Here is a 25,509-nt window from a genome sequence, read left to right on the forward strand (position 1 = left end):
CGCAGCGCCCCGCCGCCGAGGCGGCGCCATCCGCTCCGCGCTGCCCGGTCATAAGCCGGTGGCGCCGTGCTTTGTCGGGCGCTGCGCCCGGCCGTATTCGAGCGCCGGGAGGTGGCTGTCATGATCCGTGTCGGTGTCGATGTCGGCGGGACCTTTACCGACATTATCCTGGAGCGTGCCGACGCCGGCGGCAAGCAGTCGGTCGTGGTCACCAAGGTGTCGAGCACGCCGCATGACCAGTCCGAAGGCGTCGTGCAGGGCATACTCAATGTCTGCGAGATGGCCGGCGTCGAGCCGGGCGCCATCGATGCGGTGTTTCACGGCACGACCGTCGCCACCAACCTCGTCATCGAGCGCGGCGGCGCCAGGGTCGGGATGATCACCACACGCGGTTTCCGCGACATCATGCATATGGGCCGCCACAAGCGCCCGCACAATTTCTCGCTCCAGTTCGACGTGCCGTGGCAGTCCAAGCCCCTCGTCAAGCGGCGCGACCGCCTCGTTGTGACCGAGCGCATCCTCCCGCCCGACGGTCGCATCGAGGTGCCGCTTGCCGAGGACGAGGTGAAGCAGGCGGCCGAGCTCTTCGCCAAGCGCGGCATGGACGCCGTCATCATCGGCTTCCTGTTCTCCTTCCTCAACAACGAGCACGAGCAGCGCGCCAAGGAGATCGTGAGATCGGTCCTGCCGGACACCTATGTGTGCTGCTCTTCTGAAGTCGTGAACTCGATCCGCGAATATGAGCGCTTCTCCTCGACGGCGATGAACGCCTATATCGGGCCCAAGACCTCTGCCTATCTGCGCAAGCTGGAAGGGCGGTTGCGGGCCGCGGGCGTCGGCGGCATCATTCGCATCATGCAGTCCAACGGCGGCATCACCACGGTCGAGAAATCGAGCGAATTGCCGATCGGCCTGTTGATGTCGGGGCCGGCCGGCGGCGTCATCGGCGGGCGCTGGACCGGCGACAATTGCGGCAAGTCCAACATCATCACCATCGATATCGGCGGCACGTCGGCCGATATCGGCGTCATCCAGGATGGCGACCTGCGGATCAAGAACCCGCGCGACACCGAAGTGGGTCTGCTGCCCGTGCTGGTGCCGATGATCGACATCGACGCGATCGGCGCCGGCGGCGGCTCGATCGCCTATCTCGATCCGGGCGGGGCGTTCCGCGTCGGGCCGCGCTCGGCCGGCGCCGTGCCGGGGCCGGCCTGCTACGGCAAGGGCGGCACCGAACCCACGGTCACCGACGCCCAGGTCGTGCTGGGGCGGCTCGATCCCGAACAGTTCCTCGGCGGCGACATCAAGATCGATGCCGCGCTGTCTGAAACCGCGATCCGCAGCCACATCGCCGAGCCGCTCGGCCTGTCGCTCGACGAAGCCGCGCTCGGCATCCTGAAGATCGTCAACAACAACATGGCGCTCGCCATCAACGCCAATTCGATGGCCAAGGGGGTCGATCCGCGCAATTTCACCTTGATGGGCTTCGGCGGCGCCGGTCCGCTGCACGCCGTCTCGCTTGCCGAGGCGATCCACGCCAAGGACATCATCTCGCCGGTTCAGCCGGGCATCACCGCCGCCACCGGCCTGCTGGTCACCGATCTGCAGTACGAATACACCCATCCGCTGCTGATGGTGCTCGACAACGCCAGCGACGCCGATTTCCAGACCGTCAACGATGCTCTCGACGGCCTGATGGACCAGGCGCACAGGCAGCTCGACGCCGACGGCATCCCGCGCGCGGCGCGGCGCTTCCAGCGTATCGCCGAATGCCGCTACGTCGGGCAGGGGTTCGAGCTGCGTGCCGCGATGCCCGACGGCGCGGTCGATGCCGGCAATGCCAAGGTGATCGTCGACAGCTTCTACGACGAACACAAGAAGATCTACGGCCACGCCTTCCGCGACCAGGCCTGCGAACTGATCACGTTGCGGCTGGTGGCGACCGTCGCGGTCGAAACGCTGGCCCTGCCGGAACTCAGCCATGGCGGGCGCGAAAACCCCGACGAGGCGCGTCTCTACAGCCGCCGCACGGTGTTCGACGACGGCCAGGCGCACGACACGCCCCGCTATCAGCGCGAGAAACTGCGCGCCGACGACCGGGTCTCGGGTCCGGCCGTCGTGATCCAGCATAATTCCACCACCATCGTGCCGCCGGGCTATGTTGCCCAGGTCATGCGCTTCGGCGACATTCTGATCGGCCGGAACTGAGGAGGCAGGGATGACACGGGAAGTCGATCCGATCACGCTCCAGGTCATTGGCGGCGCGCTGCACTCGATCGCCGAGCAGATGGGCACGGTTCTCTACCGGATGAGCTATTCGTCCATCATCCGCGAAAGCCAGGACCTTGGCGCCGGGCTGTTCGACCGCGACTACAACACGCTGTGCGAGTCCGATTCCACGCCGATGCATATCGGCTCGCTGCCCGGCTATCTGCGCGGCATCGAGAAATCGATCCCGCTCGACCAGTGGCAGCCCGGCGACGTCGTCATTCACAACCATCCCTATTTCGGCGCCAGCCATTCGCCCGACATCGCCATCGTGATGCCGGTTTTCTTCGAGGACGAACTGGTCGGTTTTTCCGCCAACACCGCCCATCACATCGACATCGGCGCCGCCACGCCGGGCCTGATCATGGACATTCCCGATGTCTATGCCGAAGGCATGCTGCTCAACGGCATCAAGCTGTTCGAGGCCGGCAAGCGCAACGACACGATGTGGAAATATATCCGCGACAACACCCGTGTTCCGAGCCAGGTGATGAACGATCTGGAGGCCCAGATCGCCTCGGCGGAGCTCGGCGTGGCGCGGTTCCAGCAATTGATGGAAAAATACGGCAAGGCGACCGTGCTCGGCGCCACGCGCCAGCTGATGGACTATACCGAAAACATGCTGCGCCGCGAGATCGCCAAAATCCCCGACGGCGAGTATGTCGCGGAAGGGTTTTTGGACGACGACGGCCGCAACCGCGGCATCACCCTGCCGCTCAAGGTGACGGTGCGGGTTGCCGGCGACGCGGTCGAGGTCGATCTGACCGGCTCGTCGGCCCAGGTGCCGACGGCCTACAACGTTCCCTTCGAGGGCTCGACCAAGGTCGCCTGTTTTTTCGCCTTCCGCGCCCTGCTGCTCGATACCTATACCCATTCCGAGTACATTCCCCAGAACGAGGGTTCGTTCCGTCCGGTCAAGGTGACCGCGCCGCCCGGTTCGATCTTCAACCCGATCGCGCCGGCCGCTGCCGAAGCGCGCTTCGCCCAGATCCAGCGCATCGTCGACCTGATCATCAAGGCGCTGGCCCCGGTGCTGCCGGACAAATGCACGGCCGGCAACGCGGCGGTCCTGTCGTTTGCGGCCTATTCCGGCGTGCGCGAGAGCGGCGACTACTGGGTCTTCCTCGAGGTCAACGAGGCGGCGATGGGCGGGCGCCCGCAATCCGACGGCCCCGACACGATCGAGGAACTGATGCGCAACACGCGCAACAACCCGCTCGAGGATCTGGGCATGCATTTGCCGCTGATCTGCGACCGCTACGAGGTTCGCGACGATGCGCCTCCCGGCGCCGGCAAGTTCCGCGGCGGCGCCGGGGTGGTCAAGTCGCAGCGCTTCCTCAGCCCGGGTTACATGACGCACGAGGCCGACCGGCACGAGGACGTGCCCTGGGGCGTGTTCGGCGGCAAGCCGGGCGCCGGCGGCAAGGTCGAGATCCGCAACGTCCACACCGGCGAGGTCAGCCTGGAGCCGGCGAAATTCTCCGGCAAGCTCACCCGCGCCGGCGATGTGGTATCCTATTTTTCGCCGTGCGGCGGCGGCTATGGCGATCCGCTCGAGCGCGATCCGGACAAGGTCCTCGACGACGTGCTGGACGGATTCATCACCCGCGAGCACGCCCGCGACGATTACGGCGTGGTGCTGGAAGAGATTGACGATGGCTACGGTTGGAAGCTTGACTTGAACGAAACCCGCAAGCTGCGGGCGCAAATGGGCGCGCAGTAATCGGGTCTGGATGCGGCATGAGGCCCTGGTGAAAGGAGCGGAAAAACACATCGCATTCATGGGGCGGCGATGAAGGACTGCATAAGCAGTGACGACGGCGGCGAAGCGACAAAAACACGGCCAACGCAAGGTTTCGCCCGTCAAGCGCCATGGGAATGGCGCGGAGTATGTTTCATACTGACGAATGGGAGTAGGAAATGAAAAAATCAGCGAAATCGATCGGTAAGGGCCGCGTGTCGCGGCGCTCGATTTTGAAGGGTGGCGCCGCTGTTGCCGGCACGACGCTGGTCACCGGCTTCCCGACGGTCTGGGCGCAGAACCTCAAGGACATCACGATCAACCATACCGGCATGTCCTATTCGACCCTGCCGGACATCGCCCGCCAGGCGAGCGAGGATCTCGGATTCAAGGTCGAGATGTCGGTCGTCGACCATCCCGGCCTGATCAACCGCATGATCAATGATCCCAAGTCGATCGACGTGGCCGACATGGAGATCTGGCAGACCAAGATCGCCGTTCCGCAAGGCGTGATCCAGGGCGTGGAGATCGCCAAGATCAAGAACTGGGATCAGCTCACCACGCTTTACACAACCGGCGTGTTCAACGGCAAGGAAGTGTCGCGCGAAGGCGATGCGCCGATCGAATATATCTATCTCGACGCGGTCGACGCCAAGGCCTTCGCCAGCGGTCAGACCGAGTTCGCCACCTTCGTCCCGGGCGTCTACAATGCCGATACGCTCGGCATTCGCCCCGACCTGGTGGGCCGCGACATCACCTCGTGGGCCGATCTGATCTCGCCGGACTTCAAGGGCAAGGCGGCGATCCAGAACATTCCCACCAACGGCATCATGGACGCCATGATGGCGCTGGAGAGCGCCGGCGAGTTGACCTATGGCGACAAGGGCAACCCGACCCAGGACGAGATCCAAAAGACGATCGCCCGGCTGATCGAGCTGAAGCGCGGCGGTCACTGGCGCGCCCTGTGGAACACGTTCGACGAATCCGTCAATCTGATGGCCGGCGGCGAGGTGGTGATCCAGTCGATGTGGTCGCCCGCCGTCACCGCGGTCCAGACCCAGAACGTGCCTTGCGTCTACCAGCCGCTCAAGGAAGGCTATCGCGGTTGGGGCAACGGGCTGGCGATGATGGCCCATCTCGACGGTCTCAGGCGCGATGCCGCCTATGAATACATGACCTGGTACAATTCCGGCTGGGTCGGCGGCTTCATCGCCAAGCAGGGCTATTACAGCTCCAATCCGGAGACCGCCAAGGCGGCGCTCAGCGAAAACGAGCGCGGCTTCTTCTACGAGGGCAAGGCGGCCACGGCCGATATCACCAGCCCGACCGGCCAGAAGACCAACTCGGCCGGCGACGTGCGCGACGGCGGGTCCTACGAGGACCGTTTCTCCAGCGTTGCCGTGTGGAACAACCTCATGGACGAGGCCGAGTTCCTCTATTCCAAGTGGAACGAGTTCAGCGCCGCCTGACGGCCGCGAGAACCGGGCGGCGGCTCCGGCCGCCGTCCACCCCCGACATCCGGACACCTTCAAAGATGAACAGCAGATCCTCGGCCCTTCCCTATATCCAGGTCTCGCCGCTGGCGCTGGTCCTGATCCTGTTTTTCACCATCCCGGTGGCGCTGGTGCTTCTGGTGAGCTTCTTTCGCTACCAGATGCTGGTCGGCATCGTTCCCGATTTCACCTTCAAGAACTATGCCGACATCCTGACCAACCAGACCAACTGGCTGCTCTACTGGTCGACGCTCAAATTCGCCGTCATCGTGCTGGCGATCACCGGCTTCATCGGCTTCTGGATCTCCTATTTCCTCGTCTTCCACATCCGCAATCTGGTGACTGCGATCGCGCTGTTCCTGGTGTGCACGGTGCCGTTCTGGACGTCCAACATCATCCGCATGATCTCGTGGCGTCCGGTGCTCGGGCGCGAGGGGCTGGTCAACCAGGCCCTGGTCGGCAGCGGCCTGACGGACCAGCCGGTCGAATGGCTGCTTTATTCCGATTTCGCGGTGGTGGTCGCCTATGTCCATCTGTTCACGCTGTTCATGATCGTGCCGATCTTCAATTCCATGGCACGCATCGACAAGTCGCTGCTCGAGGCGGCGATGGACGCCGGCGCCAGCCGCTGGGGTGTGATCTGGAACGTCGTGCTGCCCTTGTCCAAGACCGGTATCGCCCTCGGCACGCTGTTCGTGGTGACCCTGGTGATGGGCGACTTTTCGGTCGTCACCGTGATGAGCGGCGGGCTGTCGGGATCGGCCGCGTCGGCCATCTTCAACGATCTGCAATTCCTGAACTATCCGCGGGCCGCCGCCAACGCGGTCATCCTCTTGATCGTCGTTCTTTTGATCGCCTCCGCCATCTTCCGTCTGGTCGATGTGCGCGAGGAACTCGTCAGGTAACGCCATGCCGTCCTCCCAAGACCGCAGACCCTGGACCTTTTACGTCCTCGCCCTGTTGATGCTGCTCTTCGTGATGTTCCTGTACGGGCCGATGATTTCGGTGCTTGTGCTGTCCTTCCAGGGGCCGTCGGCATCGCTGAACTTCCCGTTGCGCGATCCCTCGCTGATCTGGTTCGACGAGTTGTTCAATCCGACTCGCGTCGGCGACGTTCCGGGCGCCTTCTCGCGCTCGCTGCCGCTGGCCCTGGTGGTCATGGTGCTGACGGTGCTGATCTCGGTGACGGCCGGCTTCGGCTTCCGCCATCGCTTTCGCGGCTCGGGACCGCTGTTTTACATGGCGATCGCCAGCCTGATCATTCCCGGCCTGGTGTTGTCGATCGGCATTCTGGTGACGGCCCAGTTTCTCGGCCTGTCGGCGAGCTGGTACGGCACCGCGCTGGGCGCCCATCTGACATGGACGCTGCCGTTCGGCCTGCTGATCATGTTCGCGATCCTCGGGCGGCTGAGCCCGTCCTACGAGGAAGCCGCGTTCGACCTCGGCGCCAGCCGCTGGCAGTCGATCAAGGACGTGGTCGTGCCGATCGTGTTTCCCGGCATGATCGCGGTGGCGCTGTTCGGCTTCACGCTGTCTTACGACGAATTCCCGCGTAGCTGGCTGACGGTCGGCACCAAGAACACCTTGCCGCTGGAGATCTGGACGATGACGACCAACGTCACCTCGCCGGCGCTCTACGCCCTGGGCACTGTGACGACGGTGATCTCCTTCTTCGTGATCGCCGTGGCCCTGGGCTCGATCATCCTCATTCAACGCAGACGGTCGAAATAGATGAACTTCACACCCGTTACAGCCCCGTCAGGCGCCTCGGCGACCGACATGTCGAATTCCGGCGAGATCCGCCTGGTCGATCTGACCAAGAAATTCGGCGACACCCATGCGGTCAAGGACATCAACCTGACCATTCCGCACGGCTCCTATTGCTGTCTTCTCGGCCCGTCGGGCTGCGGCAAGACCACGATCCTGCGCATGATCGCCGGGCACGAGACCCCGACATCGGGCGAGATCACCATCGGCGATACCTCGGTGATCGGCCTGCCGCCGGTGCAGCGCGGCACGGCGATGATGTTCCAGAGCTACGCGCTGTTTCCGCATCTGAGCATTCGCGACAACGTCGCCTTCTACCTGAAGATGCGCGGCGTGGGGAAGGACGAACGCCGCAAGCGCGCCGACGAGATGCTGGAGCGCGTCCAGCTTGCGCATCTGCGCGACCGCATGCCGGCGCAGCTTTCGGGCGGTCAGCAGCAGCGCGTCGCCCTGGCGCGCTCGCTGATCACCAATCCGCGCGTGCTGCTTCTCGACGAACCGCTTTCCGCGCTCGACGAGTTTCTGCGCCTGCAGATGCGGGTGGAGCTCAAGACGCTGCAGGCCGAGCTCGGCATCACCTTCGTGCACGTCACCCACACCCAGCCCGAGGCGATCGCACTCGCCGACATGGTGGTGGTCATGGATACCGGCCGAATCGATCAGGCCGCCAGCGCGCGCGAGATCTACAACAGCCCCGCCACACCCTATGTGGCCCGCTTCATGGGCGCGCAAAACGTCCTTACCGGCAAGGTGGAAGGCATCGAAGGCGGCGTCGCCAGGCTGAAGAGCGCGCGCGGCGAGACGTTCGAACTCCCCCGGCAGTCTGTCGCGCCGGCGGTGGGCGAGGACATGTCCTTTTCCGTGCGCCGCGACTACATCGCCATCCGCAAGCGCACCGAAGCCGAAACGGAAGCGGCCACCAACGCCGTCCTCGGCACGGTCGATTCCATCGAATATCAGGGCAATTTCGTAAAGGTGAGCCTGCAGGTGCCGGGGATGGACACGTTTGTCGCCAACGTTCCCGACCACGACTATTTCGTCGAGCCGATCGGCCCCGGAGACGCGGTGGCGGCAAGCTGGGACAAGCAGCACGCCCATCTGCTCGACAGGGTCGACACCGGCGTGCCGGAACCCTACGCGGCCCGTTAGCGGGCGGCGCGAACCATGCAGACGCAACAAGAACGGGAGGAGATGGACCGACTGAACGGCTGATCCCATCCGCATAACCGCTTGGCGGTGTCGTCCGACACGATGTGGCGCGCTTGTTGGCGTGCCGCAAGGGAGGATTTTGTCCGGAAATCGCGTGTTTCGCCACGCTGCAAGGGCAGATCCCGACACGCTTGGCGGAAATCGCAGCGGCCGCATTGCGCCCGGAGACGGCGCGATGACTGCGCGCGGGCAGGCAGCAATCCTTTGACCCTACTCCACCGCGCACGGCTTGAGAAGCCCCGGCGGGTGACGATCGCGAAGGAGCGAAAGAGTGAAAGATATCGAGGCGATTGCCCGTCGCACGGCCGGCGAAATCGCATTGGCCTATCGCAACGGCGAGACCGACCCGGTCGCCGTGACCGAATATTTCCTGGAACGCATCGACGCTGCGAAGGCGGACCGCATCTTCATCGCGACCATGCACGAACGGGCGCGCAAGGAGGCGCGCGCGGCGGCCGAGCGTTTCCGCAAAGGCCTGCCGCTGTCGCCGCTCGACGGGGTGCCGATCGCCTGGAAGGACCTTTTCGACACGGCCGGGGTGGCGACGACGGCCGGCTCGGCGCTCTATCGAGACGCCGCGCCCAAACGGCGCGACGCCTTTTGCGTGGCCAACGCCGCGGCGGCGGGCATGGTGACGCTCGGCAAGGTCAACCTGACGGAATTCGCCTATTCCGGTCTTGGCCTCAATCCGCATTACGGCACGCCCGTCAATCCCAACGACCGCCGGGTCGCCCGCTCGCCGGGCGGGTCGTCCTCGGGCTCGGGTGCGGCGGTCGCGGCCGGGCTGGTGCCGTGTTCGGTCGGAACCGACACCGGCGGATCGGTGCGCATTCCCGCATCGCTCAACGGGGTCGTGGGGCTGAAGACCAGCGAGGGGCGGATCGACAAGACCGGCATGGTGCCGCTCGCCCGCACGCTCGACACGATCGGGCCCCTGGGCCGCAGCGTGGCCGATTGCGTGATGCTCGACATGGTGTTGCGCGGCGCGCCGGCGACCGAGGCCCGGCGCGCCGATCTGTCCGCGACCCGCTTCGTCGCCGCCACGAACATCGTTCTGGACGAGGCCGAGCAGGCGGTTTTGGACAATTACGAAGCCGCGATCGGGCGATTGGAAAAGGCTGGCGCCACGGTGGAAAGGCGCCCCGTCGAGGCGCTGGAGATGGCCAGCCGCATGACGGCCAGCCACGGCTCGCTGGCGGCGGCCGAAGCCTATCACGAATATCACGAATTGGTGGACGGACCCGACGGCGGCAGGATCGACCGCCGGGTAACCCACCGCATCCTGCAGGGCAAGGCGATGTCGGCCCACGATCTGCAGTCGCTGCAGTCGGAACGCGCCGCGGCGATCGCGCATATCGAAGCGGAGCTGGAGGATGCGTTCTTGTTGATGCCGACGACGGCGACGACGGCGCCGGAAGTCGCGCCGCTGGAGGCCGACGACGAGCTCTTTCACCGGGTCAATCTGCGCACGCTGCGCAACACCATGTTCGGCAACATTCTGCGTCTGTGCGGTCTTGCATTGCCGACCGGGCGCGACGGCGACGGGCTTCCGACCAGCATCCTGATTTCGGGGCTTTACGGCCACGACACGCGGCTGATGAGCGCCGGACTGGAGATCGAGCGCCTGCTTGGCGGCCTGTTCGAACCGACCTGGATACGGACGTGAACACGACGAGGCGGCAAGGACGGATAGGATGAACGGACAAAAACCGAGATCGGACAAGTTCGAGCGCGGGCTCAAAACCCGCCGTGCCGTGCTGGGCGCGGACTATGTGGATACGTCGCTCGAACAGGCCGACGAGTTCAACTGGGCCATGCAGCAGCTCACCACCGAATGGTGCTGGGACGAGATCTGGAACCGCCCGGGACTTGAGCGCCGCGATCGCAGCCTGCTCAATCTCGGCATGACGGCGGCGCTCAACCGGCCGCAGGAGTTCAAGCTGCATCTGCGCGGCGCGCTCAACAACGGCCTGACCAAGGACGAACTGAAGGAAGTGTTTCTGCAAATCGGGGTCTATTGCGGCGTACCGGCGGCGCTCGACTGTTTCCGCATCGCCAGGGACGTGTTCAAGGAGATGGATGTGTGACGGCGGCAGCGTCCGACGGCACAGGCCCCGTCGCCTTCATCGGGCTCGGCATGATGGGGCGGCCGATGGCCGAGCGCCTGGTTGCGGCCGGCTTCGACCTGCGCGGCGTCGACACGGACGCCGCCGCGCGCCAGGCGCTCGCCGCCGCCGGCGCCCGTGTGTTCGAGAACGCGCGCACGGCGGTCGCGGATTGCGACATCGTCGTGACCATGCTGCCCGACGGTGCGGTGGTGCGCGACGCGCTCTTGGGCGCGGGCGGCGTCGCGGGATTCCTCAAGGAAGGAACCCTCGTCGTCGACATGAGCTCGTCGGCGCCGATGGGCACGCGTCTGCTCGGCGCCGGCCTTTTGGAGAAGGGCATCGCGCTCGTGGATGCGCCGGTGTCGGGCGGGGTGGCCCGGGCGCGCGACGGTTCGCTGTGCATCATGGCCGGCGGCCGCGAGGTCGATATCGCCCGCGCCAGGCCGCTTCTCGATGCCATGGGTACGACGGTCATCCATGCCGGGCCGCTCGGCTCGGGCCATGCCGCCAAGGCGCTCAACAATTACGTATCGGCGGCCGGCCTGGCGGCGGCCTGCGAGGCGACGCTGATCGGCGAGGCTTTCGGCGTCGATCCCGGCACGCTGGTCGACATTCTCAACGCCTCGACCGGCCGCAACAATTCCACCGAGGTGAAGCTGAAGCCGCACATCCTTTCGGGCAGCTTCGCCTCCGGTTTCGCCATGGCCCTGATGGCCAAGGACCTTCATACCGCCAGCGATCTGGCGACAGAGCTGGGCATGACCGCATGCGGGGCCGAGCAGGCGGCTGCCCTGTGGTCGGCTGCCCTGGCCGATCTCGGCCAGGGTGCCGACCACACCTTGATCCACGCATTTTTGAAGAAGCGGGCGCGGGCCCGCAAACCCGTGTGAGGCGGCCGGCCGCCGAACGAAGGAGACGCATCATGGCAAGATTGATCAACACCGCCTCGGCCCAGATGGGGCCGATCAGCCGTTCGGAGACCCGCCGCGACACGGTGCGCCGGCTGATCGAGATGATGCGCGAGGCCAAGGCGCGCGGCGCGGAACTGGTGGTGTTTCCCGAACTCGCCTTCACCACCTTCTTTCCGCGCTGGCTGATCGAGGACGAGGCCGAGCTCGACAGTTTCTACGAGACCGAGATGCCGGGCCCGGAGACGGCGCCGCTCTTCGAGGAGGCCAAGAAACTCGGCATCGGCTTTAATGTCGGTTATGCCGAACTCGTCCACGAAGACGGCAAGAAGCACCGCTTCAACACCGCGATCCTGGTCGACCCCAGGGGCGAGATCGTCGGCAAGTACCGCAAGGTGCACCTGCCCGGCCATGACGAGCCGCAGCCCGGCCGCACCCACCAGCATCTGGAAAAGCGCTATTTCGAACCCGGCAATCTCGGTTTCGGGGTCTGGCGCGCCTATGGCGGCGTGATGGGCATGTGCATCTGCAACGATCGCCGCTGGCCCGAAACCTACCGCGTCATGGGCCTGCAGGGGGTGGAGATGGTCGTGCTCGGCTACAACACGCCCTACGACCACACCCAGCACCCCGACATCGACAGCCTGACGCAGTTCCACAACCATCTGTCGATGCAGGCCGGCGCCTATCAGAACGCCACCTGGGTGGTGGGCACGGCCAAATGCGGCGTGGAGGAAGGCTCCAACATGGTCGGCCAGAGCGTGATTATCTCTCCGTCCGGCGAGATCGTCGCCATGGCCTCGACCATCGGCGACGAGGTCATCACCGCGCGCTGCGATCTCGATATCGGCAAGCGCTATCGCGAGACCATCTTCGATTTCGCGCGCCATCGCGAGCCGGATGCCTATCGGCTGATCGTGGAGCGCAAGGGTGCGGTGCCGCCGCCGATGTGACGAAGACAGTACCGGCGCGACCGCTGCGCCGGCCCGATGGTTTTGAACAACGCTAGGAGGACACGATGTCGACCGTGATCAAGGGTGGAACCGTGGTGGCTGCCGACCGCAGCTACGAGGCCGATATATTGATCGAGGGCGAAACCATTGCCGCGATCGGGGACAATCTCGCCGGTGACAAGGTCATCGACGCCGAGGGCGCCTACATCATGCCGGGCGGCATCGACCCGCATACCCATCTGGAAATGCCGTTCATGGGCACCACCACAGCCGAGACCTGGGAAAGCGGCACCTTCGCCGCCTTGTCGGGCGGTACCACCATGGTGGTCGATTTCGTCGTCCCCGGCGAGGACGGCATGATAAAGGCGCTCGACGCCTGGGAGGAGCGCGCCGCGCGCCAGGCCTCGTCCGACTATTCCTTCCATGTCGCGGTGACCGGTTGGTCGAAGCAGATTTTCGACGACATGGCCACCGTGGTCGGGCGCGGCGTCAACACCTTCAAGCATTTCATGGCCTATAAGGGCGCGCTGATGGTCAACGACGATGAGATGTTCGCCTCGTTCAGCCGTTGCGCTTCGCTGGGCGCCCTGCCGCTGGTGCACGCCGAAAATGGCGATTTGGTCGCCGCCCTGCAGCAGAAATGTCTCGAGATGGGCATTTCCGGACCCGAGGCGCACGCCTATTCGCGTCCGCCCGAGGTCGAGGGTGAGGCGACCAACCGCGCCATCATGATCGCCGACGCCGCCGGCGTGCCGGTCTATATCGTCCACACCTCCTGCGAACAGGCGCACGAGGCGATCCGCCGGGCGCGCCAGAAAGGGATGCGCGTCTACGGCGAGCCGCTCATCCAGCATCTTTTGCTTGACGAGGGCGAATACGCCAACGCCGACTGGGACCACGCCGCGCGGCGGGTGATGAGCCCGCCCTTCCGCGACAGGCAGCACCAGGAATCGCTGTGGGCCGGGCTGTCGGCCGGCTCGCTGCAGGTCGTCGCCACCGACCACTGCGCCTTCACCACCGAGCAGAAGCAGTTCGGACGCACCGATTTCACCAAGATTCCCAACGGCACCGGCGGTCTGGAAGACCGGCTGTCGCTGTTGTGGACGCATGGGGTGGAGACCGGCCGGCTGACCATGAACGAGTTCGTCGCCGTCACCTCCACCAATATCGCTCAGATCCTCAATGTCTATCCGCGCAAGGGCGCCGTCATGGTCGGCGCCGACGCCGACATCGTCGTCTGGGATCCGAAAAAGACCAAGACGATCAGCGCCGCCACCCAGAAATCGATCATCGACTACAACGTGTTCGAGGGGCACGAGGTGCGCGGCATGCCGCGCTACACGTTGTCGCGCGGCGAGGTGGTGTGGGGCGAGGAGGGATCCAACGAGCCGCGGCCCGGCCGGGGCCGCTTTGTCGAGCGTCCGCCGTTTCCCGCCGTCAACCGGGCGCTGTCGACCTGGAAGGAACTGACCGCCCCGCGCGCCGTGCAACGGTCGGCCGAGCATATGCCGATCGGGGTTTGAGGCCGAGCGGTCGACGATACCGGAATCGAATTAATTGATATCAAAGTATGCATCAATGAACGGAAGCGTTTGGCTAAAGCAATAAAATGAAAGGAGAATTGCCAATATCGTAGCGCTTGTATAGCATCCCGGAAAGTGCTTCGTCCGCTCGATCCCGTTTGCGGGATCGGCCTGGCATCGGCTCCGGGACCGAGGCCCGGCGATGCCGCCCACCACCGCCCACCACCGCCCGCGCCGGATGGGCGGGCGTGGCGCGGAAGACGTTCGGTTTACACTTGGAAGGAGGACTCGAAGTGGCAAAGAAAGAGATTTTCTGTTCGTTCGGCACCGACATCGATTCGGTTGCTGGCTGGATCGGTTCTTATGGCGGCGCGGATTCTCCGTCCGACATCCAGCGTGGCGTGTTCGCCTCCGAGGTCGGCGTTCCGCGGCTGTTGCGTCTGTTTAAGAAATACGATCTGCGCACCAGTTTCTTCATTCCCGGCCACTCGCTGGAGACCTTTCCCGACCAGTGCCGGCAGATCGTCGACGAGGGCCACGAGATCGGCGCCCACGGCTACACCCACGAAAATCCGGTCGCCATGACGCCGACCCAGGAGGAGGCCGTGCTGGCCAAGTCGGTCGAGCTGATCGAGAAGATGAGCGGCAAGGCGCCGCGTGGCTATGTCGCGCCGTGGTGGGAAATGTCGAACAGCACCGCCGCCTTGTTGCAGAAATACGGCTTCAAATACGACCACAGCCAGGGCTATCGCGACTTCCAGCCGTTTTATGCCCGCGTCGGCGACAAGTGGACGGTGATCGACTACTCCAAGAAGGCGGAGGAGTGGATGAAACCGCTCGAGCATGGCAAGGAGATCGACCTGGTCGAGATCGGCGCCAACTGGTATGTCGACGACCTGCCGCCGATGATGTTCATCAAGAAGTCGCCCAACAGCCACGGCTTCGTGAACCCGCGTGACATCGAGGAATTGTGGCGCGACCAGTTCGACTGGGTCTATCGCGAGATGGATTACGCCGCGTTTTGCTTTACCATCCATCCCGACGTCAGCGGCCGGCCGCAGGTGCTTTTGATGCTCGAGAGGCTGATCGATTATATTAACGGCCACGACGGCGTGCGCTGGGTCCCGTTCGAGGAAATCGCCGAGGATTTCCGCGCGCGCTACCCGTTCGAGGGCAAGCAGCGCCCGCCGGTCATCTGACCGGTCGGACAAGGGCGGGCGGCGTTCGGCGCCGTCCGCCGCGATCGAAGGAGCAGACAAATGTGCGCCAATTGCGGGTTTCCGTCCGTCCCCGGCCACTGGACCGAAGCCGGCGCCTCGACGCCGACCGACCGCATACGCGCGCGCTTCCGCCGCGCCCAGTTGCTGCAAACGGTGTTGCCGGCATTCGGCCTGAGCGTGCATGACGACGGCGTCACACCCGGCCTCACCCTGTCCGATCGCACCGGCCGCCACGAAATGGTCGGCGACGTCAACGAGGTTTGGCAGGCGGCCGAACGCATGAGCGGACACGTCATCGATCCGCTCGACCCGCGTTTCCTCGCCGAAGCGTGTGACGCGGAGGGGCGCGAGGACACATGAGCGAGGCCCGCGACGGGCGCATGCGGCTGACCGTGCTCGGCGGGTTTCTCGGCTCGGGCAAGACGACCTGGCTGCGCCACCAGTTGCATCACGGGCAGATGAAGGACGCGCTCGTGATCGTCAACGAGGCGGCCGAGGTGCCGGTCGACGACGCGCTGCTGGCGCGATCGGCCGAACTGCGGGTGCTGGCGGGCGGCTGTGCGTGCTGCGATGGGCGCGAGGCGCTGGTCACGCTATTACGCGCCATCTGCGACGCGCGCGTCGGCGGCGACGACGCGCTGGCCTCGCTCGACCGTGTCGTGCTTGAAACCAGCGGGCTGGCCGATCCAGGCCCGATCGTCGACACAATCCGCACGGACCCGGTCCTGATCCACCATCTGATGGTCGACGAGATCATCATCGCCATCGATGCGCTCTACGGGCTCGACCAGATGCGCAACGAGCCGCTGACCCTGCGCCAGATCGAGACCGCCGACCGGCTGCTGGTGACCAAGGTCGACGCCGCCGCTGGGCCCGATCTCGCCCGGCTCGTCGCCACTCTGCACGCGCTCAATCCCGGTGCGGCGATAGCGGGGGCGGCCATGGGCAGCGGCGCCGGCCTGCCCGACCATGCCGGCATCGAGCCGGTCGCGATCCCGCCGGCCCAAGGCGAGGGCGCGGCCGCCCCGATCGCCGCCACGCGGCTCGACCTTTCCGAGGCCACCGACTGGCCGGCCTTTTCGATCTGGCTGAGCGCGCTGCTTCACGCGCGCGGCGACGACATCATGCGGGTCAAGGGCGTGGTGCGCACGCCGGCCGGGCGGCTGCTCCTGCAAAGCGTGCGCAAGGTCGTCCAGCAGCCCGAAATCGTGCCCGAAGCCGGCGCGAAGCCGACCGACGACGACAATTCCGTGGTGGTGATCGGCCGCGGCTTTCGGGCCGAGGATCTGCGCAGATCGTTGGCCTATTTCACCGGCGAGGGACGCTGAGCGGGCGGCGCGCCCATCACGCCGCGCGGGCGCCGGACACCAGGTGTTCGACCAGCGCATGGCCGAATGCCGGCAACTCGTCGAGCTTCTGCACGCAGATCTTGAGTTCGCGGACCGCCCAGCGGTTGGAAAGCGGCACGACCGCAATGGCGTGGTTGTGCTTGAGCCGGTTCGCCACCGAGCCGGGCAGCATGCCGATGCCGACGCCGGCCTCGACCATGCGGCACAGCGATTCGAAGCTGGACACCCGGATGCGGATGTCGGGCGCGACGCCCATCTCGGCAAAAATATTCTCCATGAAGCCGTGTATGGCGCTGCCGCGCTGCAGCGAAACCAGGCTGAGCGCGGCCACCTCGGCGAAATCCACCGTGTCGGCGCCGGCAAGCGGGTGGCCGGCGGGCACGGCAAGCACCAACGTGTCCTCCTGGTAGGCGAGCACCTCCAGCCCGTCGGTACGCACGGTGCCGGCCAGGATGCCGATATCGGCGCTGCCGTCGGCCACGGCGCGGGCGATTTCCGGGCTGAGCCGCTCCTCCAGGTCTATGTCCACATGCGGGTGGGCGGCCAGGAAGGAGCCGAGCGCTGCCGGCAGGATTTCGGTCATCGCGGTCGTGTTGGCGAACACGCGCACCCGTCCCCGCAGGCCGCGCGAGAAGGCCTGCAGGTCGCCGTGCAGCCGTTCGAGATCGCGGAAAACCCGGCGTGCGTGCGTCAGCAGCGCCTCTCCGGCGGGGGTCAGGTTGACCCCCTGGCTGGTGCGCACCAACAGCGGCGCGCCGAGCGCCTCTTCGAGGTTCTTGACCCGCATCGATGCCGCGCCGACCGACAGATGCGCGCGTTCGGCGCCTTTGGTCAGGCTGCCGGCTTCCGCGATGCTGACGAAAAGCCGCAGATCCACGAGGTCGTAACGAAGGCCGGACATCGAGCCTTTTCTCCGGGAGCGTTCGCCTGTGCTGAAGGCGTGTTTCCTGAATAACGAATTGCGCGACAAGGCGCTACATGCACGATGAGGCGGGCCGGTCACTCCCGCCGGCCGTGACGGAGCGCGACCATGCACGAGCACCTGGACGAGACACCGAGCGCCCGGCTGGCCGCCTTTGCCGCCGGGCTGCGTTATGAGGATATTCCGCAGCCGGTGGTGGAGCGCGCCGTCGATCTGTTCGTCGACTGGGCCGGTTCCGCCCTCGCGGGCAAGGGCGTGCGCCCGGTCGAGATCGTCGCCGCCTTCGCCGCGCGCATGGGGCCGGCGGACGGGCCGAGCGAACTGCTTGCAAGCCGCGGCTCCAGCTCGCCGCTGTTTGCCGCGCTGGTCAACGGCGCCGCCTCGCACGTGGCCGAGCAGGACGATGTCCACAACGGCTCGGTCTTCCATCCGGCCGCGGTGGTGTTTCCCGCAGCGCTCGCCGTCGCCCAGGCCAACCGCGCCTCCGGTCGCGATTTCATCGCCGCGGTTGTGGCCGGCTACGAGGCCGGCATCCGCATCGGCGAATTTCTCGGCCGTTCGCATTACCGTATCTTCCACACCACCGGCACCGCCGGCGCGCTGGCCGCCGCCGCGGCCGCCGGCCGGTTGCTGGGACTGACGCCCGCCGCCATGCTCGACGCGTTCGGGTCGGCCGGCACGCAGGCCGCGGGCCTTTGGGAATTCCTGCGCGACGCGGCCGATTCAAAGCCGCTGCACACCGGCAAGGCGGCCGCCAATGGGCTGATCGCGGCCTATCTCGCCGCCGACGGCTTCACCGGCGCCAAACGCATTCTGGAAGGCGCGCAGGGCATGGGCGCCGGCATGTCGAGCGACGCCGACCCGCAAAGGCTGACCGACCGGCTGGGCGTGCGCTGGGCGCTGGCCGAAACCTCGTTCAAGTTTCACGCCTCCTGCCGCCATACCCATCCCGCCGCCGACGCGCTGTTGAAGGCCATGCAGGACAACGATCTCACGATCGACGATATCGGCAGCGTCACGGCGCTGGTCCACCAGGCCGCCATCGACGTGCTCGGGCCGGTGACGGCGCCGGCGAGCGTGCACCAGGCGAAATTCTCCATGGGCACCACGCTCGGCCTGATCGCCGCCCATGGCCGCGCGGGCATGAGCGAGTTCCAGAACGGGTTCGACAGTCCCGAGGTCGCTGCCTTCCGCGCGCGCGTCGTCATGCGGCTGGACGACGAGGTCAATGCCGCCTATCCGGCGCGCTGGATCGGCAAGATCGCGCTGGAGACGCGCGACGGCCGCCATATCGAGGCCAGGGTCGACGAGCCCAAGGGCGATCCCGGCAACACGCTCAGCCGCGAGGAGATCGACGCCAAGGTGCGCGGCCTCGCCGCCTTCAGCCGGGCCGCCGACGCGGCCGAGATGGACGTGGTGCTGCCGCGCCTGTGGACGATCGAACGCGCCAACCATATCGGCGCGCTGATGCCCGCGCGCGGTGCCGGCCTCTCCTGAACCCGGCCCCGCCGACACAGATCAACCAGACCAAAATCGGAAAACTTCATGACCATCAAGGATCTTCCGGAAGGCGAGGACATCGCGCAGATCAGGCAAAGCGTCAGACGGCTGTGCGCGGACTTCGCTCCCGACTACTGGCGCCAGCTCGACCGCGACAACGCCTATCCGAGCGACTTCGTCAAGGCGCTGTCCGATGCCGGTTATCTGTCCGTGCTCATCCCGGAGGAATATGGCGGCTCCGGCCTGCCGCTGTCGGCCGCGGCCGCGATCCTGGAAGAGGTGCAGCGCGCCGGCGCCAACGGCGCGGCCTGCCACGCCCAGATGTACATCATGGGCGCGCTGCTGCGGCACGGCAGCGAGGCGCAGAAACAAAAATATCTGCCCGGCATCGCCGCCGGCGAATTGCGGCTCCAGGCTTTCGGGGTCACCGAGCCGACCAGCGGCACCGACACCACGTCCATCAAGACCTTCGCCCGGCGCGAGGGCGACCATTATGTCGTCAACGGGCAGAAAGTGTGGACCTCGCGCGCCGAGCACTCCGACCTGATGCTGCTTCTGGCGCGCACGACACCGAAGGAGGAGGCCGAAAAGCGCACCGCCGGCATGTCGGTGTTGATCGTCGACATGCGCGAGGCGTTGAAGGACGGCATGACGATCAAGCCGATCCGCACGATGATGAACCACGCCACCACCGAGGTGTTTTTCGATTCCGTGCGCGTGCCGGCCGACAACCTGATCGGCGAGGAGGGCAGGGGCTTTCGCTACATCCTGTCGGGCATGAACGCCGAGCGCATCCTGATCGCGGCCGAATGTATCGGGGACGCCAAATGGTTCATCGAGAAGGCGAGCGCCTATGCCGGCGAGCGGCGGGTTTTCGGCCGTCCGATCGGCCAGAACCAGGGCGTGCAGTTCCCGATCGCGCGCGCCTATGCGCAGATGCGCGCGGCCGAACTGATGGTCCACCAGGCAGCCAGAATGTTCGAGGCCGGCGAGGACTGCGGCGAACAGGCCAACATGGCCAAGATGCTTGCGGCCGAGGCTTCCTGGGCGGCGGCGGAAGCCTGCGTGCAGACCCATGGCGGATTCGGTTTCGCCGAGGAATACGACGTCGAGCGCAAGTTCCGCGAAACCCGGCTCTACCAGGTCGCGCCGATCTCGACCAATCTGATCCTGAGCTATCTGTCCGAGCACGTGCTCGGCCTGCCGCGCTCCTATTGAGGAAAGCCATGCTGCCGCTTGAAGGTCTTCTGGTCGTCTCCATCGAACAGGCCGTCGCCGCGCCGACCTGCACGCTGCGGCTCGCCGATGCCGGTGCCCGTGTCATCAAGATCGAGCGCGCGGAGGGCGAGACGGCGCGCCATTACGACAAGGCCGTTCACGGCACCAGCGCCTATTTTGCCTGGCTGAACCGGGGCAAGGAAAGCACAGTGCTCGACATCAAAGACGATGACGACCGGGCGCTGGTCGAGCGCATGGTGGCGCGCGCCGACGTCTTCGTGCAGAATCTGGCGCCGGGCGCCGCCGCCCGGCTGGGTCTCGGGGCCGCCGACGTGGTCGCGCGCCATCCGCGCCTGATCGCCGTCGACATCGTCGGCTACCCTCAGGACAGTCCCGCGCGCGCCATGCGCGCCTACGATATGCTGATCCAGGCCGAGAGCGGCGTCTGCGCGGTCACCGGCACGCCCGACACGCCGGTCAAGGTCGGCGTGTCGATCGCCGACGTCATGACCGGCATGAACGCCCATGCCGCGATCCTGGAGGCGCTGGTCGGCCGGGCCGCGACCGGACGCGGCGCGGCCATCGAGATCGCCATGTTCGACACCATGGCCGACATGATGAGCGTGCCTTTGCTGCATCACGACTATGGCGGCAAACCGACGCCGCGCACCGGGCTCGCCCACGCCGCGATCTACCCCTATTGCTCGGTCGCCTGCCGCGACGGCGAGATCGTGATCGTGGTGCAGAATCCGGGCGAATGGCGGCGCCTGTGCGAAGGCGTTTTCGAGCGGCCGGATCTGGTCGACGATCCGCTCTATCACGACAATCCGAGCCGGGTCGAAAACCGCGAACGGCTGGGTGGGATCATGGCGGAAATTTTCGGCGGCATGAGCCGGGCCGAGGCGATCGCCAAGCTCGAGGCCAACCGGCTCGCCTGGTCCAATGTCTCCACGGTGGCCGATCTTTCCGGCCACGCGGCTCTGCGGCGCATCCCGATCGAGACGCCGGGTGGCGTCTTCGACGGGGTCGCCTCGCCGTTGCGCCGCGCCGTCAAGGGCGGGCCCGTGCCGGCGCTGGGCGTCCACACCGACGCCGTGCGGCGCGAATTCGCCGAGGCGTCGTCATGAGCGCGGTCGACATCGACGATCTCAAGCGCTGGATCGGACGCGAGCAGCGGGCAGGCGACATCGTTTCGCCGGGCCTTGCCGAGCGTTTCGAGGCCACGCTCGGCCGCTCGGCCTATCGCGACGCCGTCGCCGCCCCGCTCGCCATCCATTGGTGCCTGGCGCCGCCGGCCGTGCCGCCCGGCGAACTGGGCCCGGACGGGCATCCCGCGCGCGGCGGGTTTCTGCCGCCCGTTCCGCTGCCGCGCCGGATGTGGGCCGGCGGCGCGCTTTCCTTTCACGCGCCGCTTCCGATCGGGGCCGAGGTGAGGAGGGTTTCGCGCATCGCCGACATCGTTCACAAGACCGGCCGCAGCGGCGAACTGGTCTTCGTGACGGTCGAGCACGATTTCGACTGCGACGGCCGCACGGTGATCAGCGAGCGCCAGGACATCGTCTATCGCGGCGCGCCGTCCACCGCGCCCGCTACGCCCGCGCAACCCGGATCGCTCGCGCCGATGCCGGCCGCCGACCACACCGAGACGGTCGAGGCGACCACGACGCTTTTGTTTCGATATTCGGCGCTGACCTTCAACGGCCATCGCATCCATTACGACGTCGAATATGCGCGCGATGAGGAGGGCTATCCGGGCCTTGTCGTGCACGGTCCGCTTCAGGCGACGCTTATGCTGCATCTCGGCGCGCGGCTCGGCGGTCGTCCGCCACGCGGCTTTTCTTATCGGGGCCTGTCGCCGCTCTTCCACGGCGGTCCGTTCACCGTCAACGCGGTCCGTTCCGGCGAGGGGCTGGACCTTTGGTGCGCCGATGGCCAGGCGGCCAGGACGATGAGCGCCACACTGGTTTTCTGAAGCGCGCCGGCGGGCCGGCTTGGCCAGAGACCGCCGCCTTCCAACACCTTCGTCTTCGACAACCCCCTGCCAAAGCCCGGCGCCGCGTGACGCGCCGGGTTTTGACAAGCTTGCGAACCGGGTCGCCCGCGACGACCGGGCGGTTGCCGCACGACGCGCTGCCGCGTGCCACCGACGCCGCAAGAGCGGTCGTGGATTGCCGCTTGCGGCAACCATTCAATTGATATAATGATATACCTACATGCCATATAGGCAGCGCATCGGGAGGGTGTGATGGACAGGTTGGACGAGTCGGCGAGCACCGCCCGTCGCGACAAGCCGCGCCCGGCTCGCCAACTCCACGAAGCCTCCCGCGTTCCGCTTTATCACCAGCTTTTCGTCATCCTGCGCAGCCGCATCTATGGCGGGGGCCTGTCGGCCGGCGATCTCGTGCCGAGCGAGCAGGAACTGTGCCAGGAGTTCGGCGTCTCGCGCATCACCGCCAAGCGGGCGCTCAACGAGCTTGCCGATGCCGGTCTGGTCGTGCGCGAGCGGGGCAGGGGCACGCGTGTCGTCGCGCAGCCGCCGGCTCCGGCGGTGATGGCCTCGATTGAGGGCTGGCTGGAAAACGTGTCCTTGATGGGCATCGCCACGCAGGCGCGGGTGCTGGAATTCGGCTATGTGGCCGCTTCCGCCGATATCGCCGCGGCACTGGAGGTGGCGCCCGGCGACGAGGTGCAGCGCGCCGTGCGCGTGCGCAGTCTCGAGGGCGAGCCGATGTCGTTTCTGGTCACCTATGTGCCGAGCCGCGTCGGGCGCAGATACGAGCGCGAGGACCTGGAGGCGAGGCCGCTGCTGCATCTTCTCGAAAAGGCCGGCGTCGAGGTCGCCTCCGCCCGCCAGACGGTTTCGGCCACGCTTGCCGACGCCGCCGTCGCCGCCGCGCTCGGCATTGATGCCGGTGCGCCGCTGATCGAGGTCAGGCGCGTGGTACGCGATAGCAAGGACCGGCCGGTGGAATATATCCGCGTGGTCTACCGGCCCGATCTCTACCGCTTCGAAATGTCCATGCGCCGGGTCCGCGCCAAGGACGGAGCGCATTGGGCGACAATGCCGTCATCGCCGATTCCGGCCGGCGATGAGGAAGAGAAGGGACCCTCGGGGAATCCAGGCCGGATGACGACAGGAGGATAGTCATGAAGACCAAGACGACCGACAGGCTCGTTCGATCGCAGCCCCGCATCGCAAGACGCGACTTTCTGGCCGGCGCCGCCGCGCTCGGCGTGGCTTCGGCAGGCTTTCCGGCCGTGCTGCGGGCGCAGAGCGACACCGTCAAGATAGGGCTGATCCACCCGGTGACCGGATTCATCTCCTTTTCCGGCACCCAGTGCCGGACCGGCGCACAGATGGCGATCGACGACATCAACGCCGCCGGCGGCATCAAGTCGATGGGCGGTGCCATGCTCGAAGCCGTTCTGGGCGACAGCCAGGGCAAGCCCGAAATCGGCGCGCAGGAAGTAAGCAAGATGGTGGAGGCCGGCGTTGCCGGCATTGTCGCGGGCTATTCCTCCGCGATTTCCCTGGCCACCTCGCAGGAAGCGGCCAAAACGAACACGCCCCACGTGGTCGATGTCGGCGTGTCCGACCAGATCACCAGCCGCGGCCTGGCCAATACGTTCCGCTTCGCGCCGGGCTACGGCAAGGTGGCCGAGATCGCGGTCTCCAATCTCGACACCATCAACAAAGCCGCCGGTTCGCCCGCCAAGAGCGCGATGATCGTGCACGAGGAATCGCTGTTCGGCACCGGCACCGCCAACCTGTTGACCGAAAAACTGCCGGGCATCGGCATCGAGGTCATGGATGTCATCAAGCACGCCAACCCGACGCGCGACTTCACCAATATCGCCCTGCAGATCAAGTCGAAGCAGCCGGACCTGATCATTCCGGCCAATTACTACAACGAATACGTACTTCTGGCGCGCACGCTGCAACAGCAGCAGGTCGCGGCAAAGGGCATCTATTCGGTGCTCGGCGGCGCGGCGTCCAGCTATCAGTTCGTCAATGAGTATCCGCAGGCCGCCGAGCAGATCATGGACTGCAATCACTGGTTCGATCCGAAATCGGAGGTCGCGATGGAGCGCAAGAAGGCGGCCGAGGCCAAAGGTGTGATCTACACCTACGAGGTGTTCCTGGCCTACAACGCCGTCGCCTTCCTGGCCGACGCCATCGAGCGCGCCGGCTCGACCGACAAGGAGGCCGTGATCGCGGCGCTCACCGGCTCGACCTGGGACAAGCACGGCATGCCCTACGGCCCCACCAAGATGGAAAACGGCCAGAACATGGGCGCCCAGCCGGTCAACACGCAAGTCCAGAATGGCGCCATCGAGGTGATCTTCCCTGAGGAGTTCGCTTCCGCCGAAGCGGTCTTCCCGATGGGCTGATCGCAGTCGCGACGCGCTCCGCCGCGCCCCGGCCCGGCGGAGCGACAGCAATGCGGACACCGACATGCCCGATCTCGCCATCATCATCCCCTCGGTTCTCAACGGCATCACCACCGGCGCGCTCTACGCGCTGGTGGCGCTCGGGCTGACGCTGATCTACGGCGTTCTGCACATCATCAATTTCGCCCATGGCGCGCTTTTGATGCTCGGCCTTTACGCCGTCTATTATCTCAAGGCGCGCTTCGGCATCGATCCCTACCTGGCGCTGCTGATCGTGCCGCCGGCGATGTTTGCCCTCGGCTATGCGCTGCAGCGCGGCATTATCGGCCGCGCCAGCCACGGTCGCGACGAGAACATCCTGCTCGTCACGCTCGGTCTGGCGATCGTCATCGAGAACCTGTCGTTGTTTTTCTTCCGCTCCGACACCCGCATCATCGACACGCCCTATTCCTTCGAGACGGTCGAGATCCTCGGCGCCTTCCTGCCACTGCCCAAAGTGGTGGCGTTCGCCGGCGCCATCGTCACCGCCGCGCTTTTGTGGCTGGTCATGGCGCGCACCGATCTCGGCCGGGCCATCCGCGCCGTGGCCAAGGAAAAGAAGGGCACGGCCCTGGTCGGCATCGACACCGATCATGTCTACGCGATGAGCTACGGGCTCGGCATTGCTTGTTTGGGCGTTGCCGCCTGCCTGCTTCTGCCGAGCTATTACGTCAATCCGCAGGTCGGCCACGGCTTCGTGCTGATCGCGTTCACCATCGTCGTACTGGGGGGCATGGGATCGTTCGTCGGCGCGTTGATCGGTGGCTTCGTCATCGGCGTGGTCGAGGCGATGGGCGGGTTGTTCCTCGGCGAGAGCCTGGGCCAGATCGGCATTTTCGCGATCTTCATCCTGGTGCTGATCTTCCGGCCGACCGGCCTCCTGGGGCACAGGGTCTAGA

General features: G+C 66.0%; 22 protein-coding genes. 21 read left to right on the plus strand and 1 reads right to left on the minus strand.

From position 1 onward, the window contains the following. The first annotated feature begins 120 nt into the window (after window positions 1-120). From EP380_RS03770 to EP380_RS03835, 14 genes are all read left to right on the plus strand, one after another. Window positions 121-2,208, plus strand: coding sequence for a hydantoinase/oxoprolinase family protein (locus EP380_RS03770; protein WP_127596811.1), 2,088 nt, complete (start codon window positions 121-123; stop codon window positions 2,206-2,208). Window positions 2,209-2,218: 10 nt separating this feature from the next. Then, the gene (locus EP380_RS03775; RefSeq protein ID WP_106573382.1) at window positions 2,219-3,991 is read left to right on the plus strand and encodes a hydantoinase B/oxoprolinase family protein; all 1,773 of its coding nucleotides are present in this window, start codon (window positions 2,219-2,221) and stop codon (window positions 3,989-3,991) included. 197 nt (window positions 3,992-4,188) lie between these two features. Beyond that, window positions 4,189-5,478, plus strand: coding sequence for an ABC transporter substrate-binding protein (locus EP380_RS03780; RefSeq protein ID WP_127596813.1), 1,290 nt, complete (start codon window positions 4,189-4,191; stop codon window positions 5,476-5,478). A gap of 65 nt (window positions 5,479-5,543) precedes the next feature. Then, window positions 5,544-6,407 (plus strand): ABC transporter permease, encoded by an 864-nt coding sequence (locus tag EP380_RS03785; RefSeq protein ID WP_127596816.1) that lies wholly within the window; start codon window positions 5,544-5,546, stop codon window positions 6,405-6,407. A gap of 4 nt (window positions 6,408-6,411) precedes the next feature. Continuing rightward, on the plus strand, window positions 6,412-7,233 hold the full coding sequence (locus EP380_RS03790) for an ABC transporter permease (RefSeq protein ID WP_338036290.1): 822 nt from the start codon (window positions 6,412-6,414) through the stop codon (window positions 7,231-7,233). A gap of 48 nt (window positions 7,234-7,281) precedes the next feature. Continuing rightward, on the plus strand, window positions 7,282-8,418 hold the full coding sequence (locus EP380_RS03795; protein WP_106573378.1) for an ABC transporter ATP-binding protein: 1,137 nt from the start codon (window positions 7,282-7,284) through the stop codon (window positions 8,416-8,418). Window positions 8,419-8,749: 331 nt separating this feature from the next. Beyond that, complete coding sequence (locus EP380_RS03800) at window positions 8,750-10,144, plus strand: amidase family protein (RefSeq protein WP_199190544.1); 1,395 nt, start codon at window positions 8,750-8,752, stop codon at window positions 10,142-10,144. A gap of 28 nt (window positions 10,145-10,172) precedes the next feature. Next, window positions 10,173-10,565, plus strand: a complete 393-nt coding sequence (locus EP380_RS03805) for a carboxymuconolactone decarboxylase family protein (protein WP_106573377.1) — start codon at window positions 10,173-10,175, stop codon at window positions 10,563-10,565. Beyond that, window positions 10,562-11,476 carry an NAD(P)-dependent oxidoreductase gene (locus tag EP380_RS03810; RefSeq protein ID WP_238719710.1) on the plus strand — a complete coding sequence of 305 codons (915 nt, stop codon included), beginning with the start codon at window positions 10,562-10,564 and terminating at the stop codon, window positions 11,474-11,476. The genes EP380_RS03805 and EP380_RS03810 overlap by 4 nt, the downstream gene beginning before the upstream one ends. Window positions 11,477-11,508: 32 nt before the next feature. Next, the gene (locus tag EP380_RS03815; protein ID WP_127596818.1) at window positions 11,509-12,447 is read left to right on the plus strand and encodes an N-carbamoyl-D-amino-acid hydrolase; all 939 of its coding nucleotides are present in this window, start codon (window positions 11,509-11,511) and stop codon (window positions 12,445-12,447) included. A gap of 65 nt (window positions 12,448-12,512) precedes the next feature. Next, window positions 12,513-13,970 carry a dihydropyrimidinase gene (gene hydA, locus EP380_RS03820; protein WP_127596820.1) on the plus strand — a complete coding sequence of 486 codons (1,458 nt, stop codon included), beginning with the start codon at window positions 12,513-12,515 and terminating at the stop codon, window positions 13,968-13,970. A gap of 293 nt (window positions 13,971-14,263) precedes the next feature. Continuing rightward, a complete protein-coding gene (locus EP380_RS03825) occupies window positions 14,264-15,169 on the plus strand; it encodes a polysaccharide deacetylase family protein (protein WP_127596822.1) in 906 nt (301 codons plus the stop codon). 60 nt (window positions 15,170-15,229) lie between these two features. Further along, complete coding sequence (locus EP380_RS03830; RefSeq protein ID WP_106573373.1) at window positions 15,230-15,550, plus strand: hypothetical protein; 321 nt, start codon at window positions 15,230-15,232, stop codon at window positions 15,548-15,550. Next, window positions 15,547-16,518, plus strand: a complete 972-nt coding sequence (locus tag EP380_RS03835) for a CobW family GTP-binding protein (RefSeq protein ID WP_127596824.1) — start codon at window positions 15,547-15,549, stop codon at window positions 16,516-16,518. Before EP380_RS03830 ends, EP380_RS03835 begins: the two co-directional genes overlap by 4 nt. A gap of 16 nt (window positions 16,519-16,534) precedes the next feature. On the opposite strand, the gene EP380_RS03840 is transcribed toward EP380_RS03835, so the two are convergent. Then, window positions 16,535-17,440: a LysR family transcriptional regulator gene (locus EP380_RS03840; protein ID WP_106573371.1), complete on the minus strand. Its 906-nt coding sequence runs from the start codon at window positions 17,438-17,440 to the stop codon at window positions 16,535-16,537. 129 nt (window positions 17,441-17,569) lie between these two features. Here EP380_RS03840 and EP380_RS03845 point away from each other — a divergent pair, with 129 nt between their 5' ends. The 7 genes from EP380_RS03845 to EP380_RS03875 all read left to right on the plus strand — a co-directional run bounded on the left by EP380_RS03845 (window position 17,570) and on the right by EP380_RS03875 (window position 25,508). Beyond that, complete coding sequence (locus tag EP380_RS03845; RefSeq protein ID WP_238719711.1) at window positions 17,570-18,958, plus strand: MmgE/PrpD family protein; 1,389 nt, start codon at window positions 17,570-17,572, stop codon at window positions 18,956-18,958. A gap of 48 nt (window positions 18,959-19,006) precedes the next feature. Then, window positions 19,007-20,179, plus strand: a complete 1,173-nt coding sequence (locus EP380_RS03850; protein WP_127596827.1) for an acyl-CoA dehydrogenase family protein — start codon at window positions 19,007-19,009, stop codon at window positions 20,177-20,179. An 8-nt stretch (window positions 20,180-20,187) separates the two neighbouring features. After that, complete coding sequence (locus EP380_RS03855) at window positions 20,188-21,306, plus strand: CaiB/BaiF CoA transferase family protein (protein ID WP_127596830.1); 1,119 nt, start codon at window positions 20,188-20,190, stop codon at window positions 21,304-21,306. Then, window positions 21,303-22,151, plus strand: coding sequence for an HTD2 family dehydratase (locus tag EP380_RS03860; protein WP_127596832.1), 849 nt, complete (start codon window positions 21,303-21,305; stop codon window positions 22,149-22,151). The genes EP380_RS03855 and EP380_RS03860 overlap by 4 nt, the downstream gene beginning before the upstream one ends. A 273-nt stretch (window positions 22,152-22,424) precedes the next feature. After that, on the plus strand, window positions 22,425-23,324 hold the full coding sequence (locus EP380_RS03865; RefSeq protein ID WP_106573367.1) for a GntR family transcriptional regulator: 900 nt from the start codon (window positions 22,425-22,427) through the stop codon (window positions 23,322-23,324). A 2-nt stretch (window positions 23,325-23,326) separates the two neighbouring features. Next, complete coding sequence (locus EP380_RS03870; RefSeq protein ID WP_106573366.1) at window positions 23,327-24,571, plus strand: ABC transporter substrate-binding protein; 1,245 nt, start codon at window positions 23,327-23,329, stop codon at window positions 24,569-24,571. 64 nt (window positions 24,572-24,635) lie between these two features. Beyond that, a complete protein-coding gene (locus EP380_RS03875; protein ID WP_106573365.1) occupies window positions 24,636-25,508 on the plus strand; it encodes a branched-chain amino acid ABC transporter permease in 873 nt (290 codons plus the stop codon). The last annotated feature ends 1 nt before the right edge of the window (window position 25,509 follow it).

The sequence above is a fragment of the Nitratireductor alexandrii genome, from assembly GCF_004000215.1.
Taxonomy (GTDB): Bacteria; Pseudomonadota; Alphaproteobacteria; order Rhizobiales; family Rhizobiaceae; genus Mangrovimarina; species Mangrovimarina alexandrii.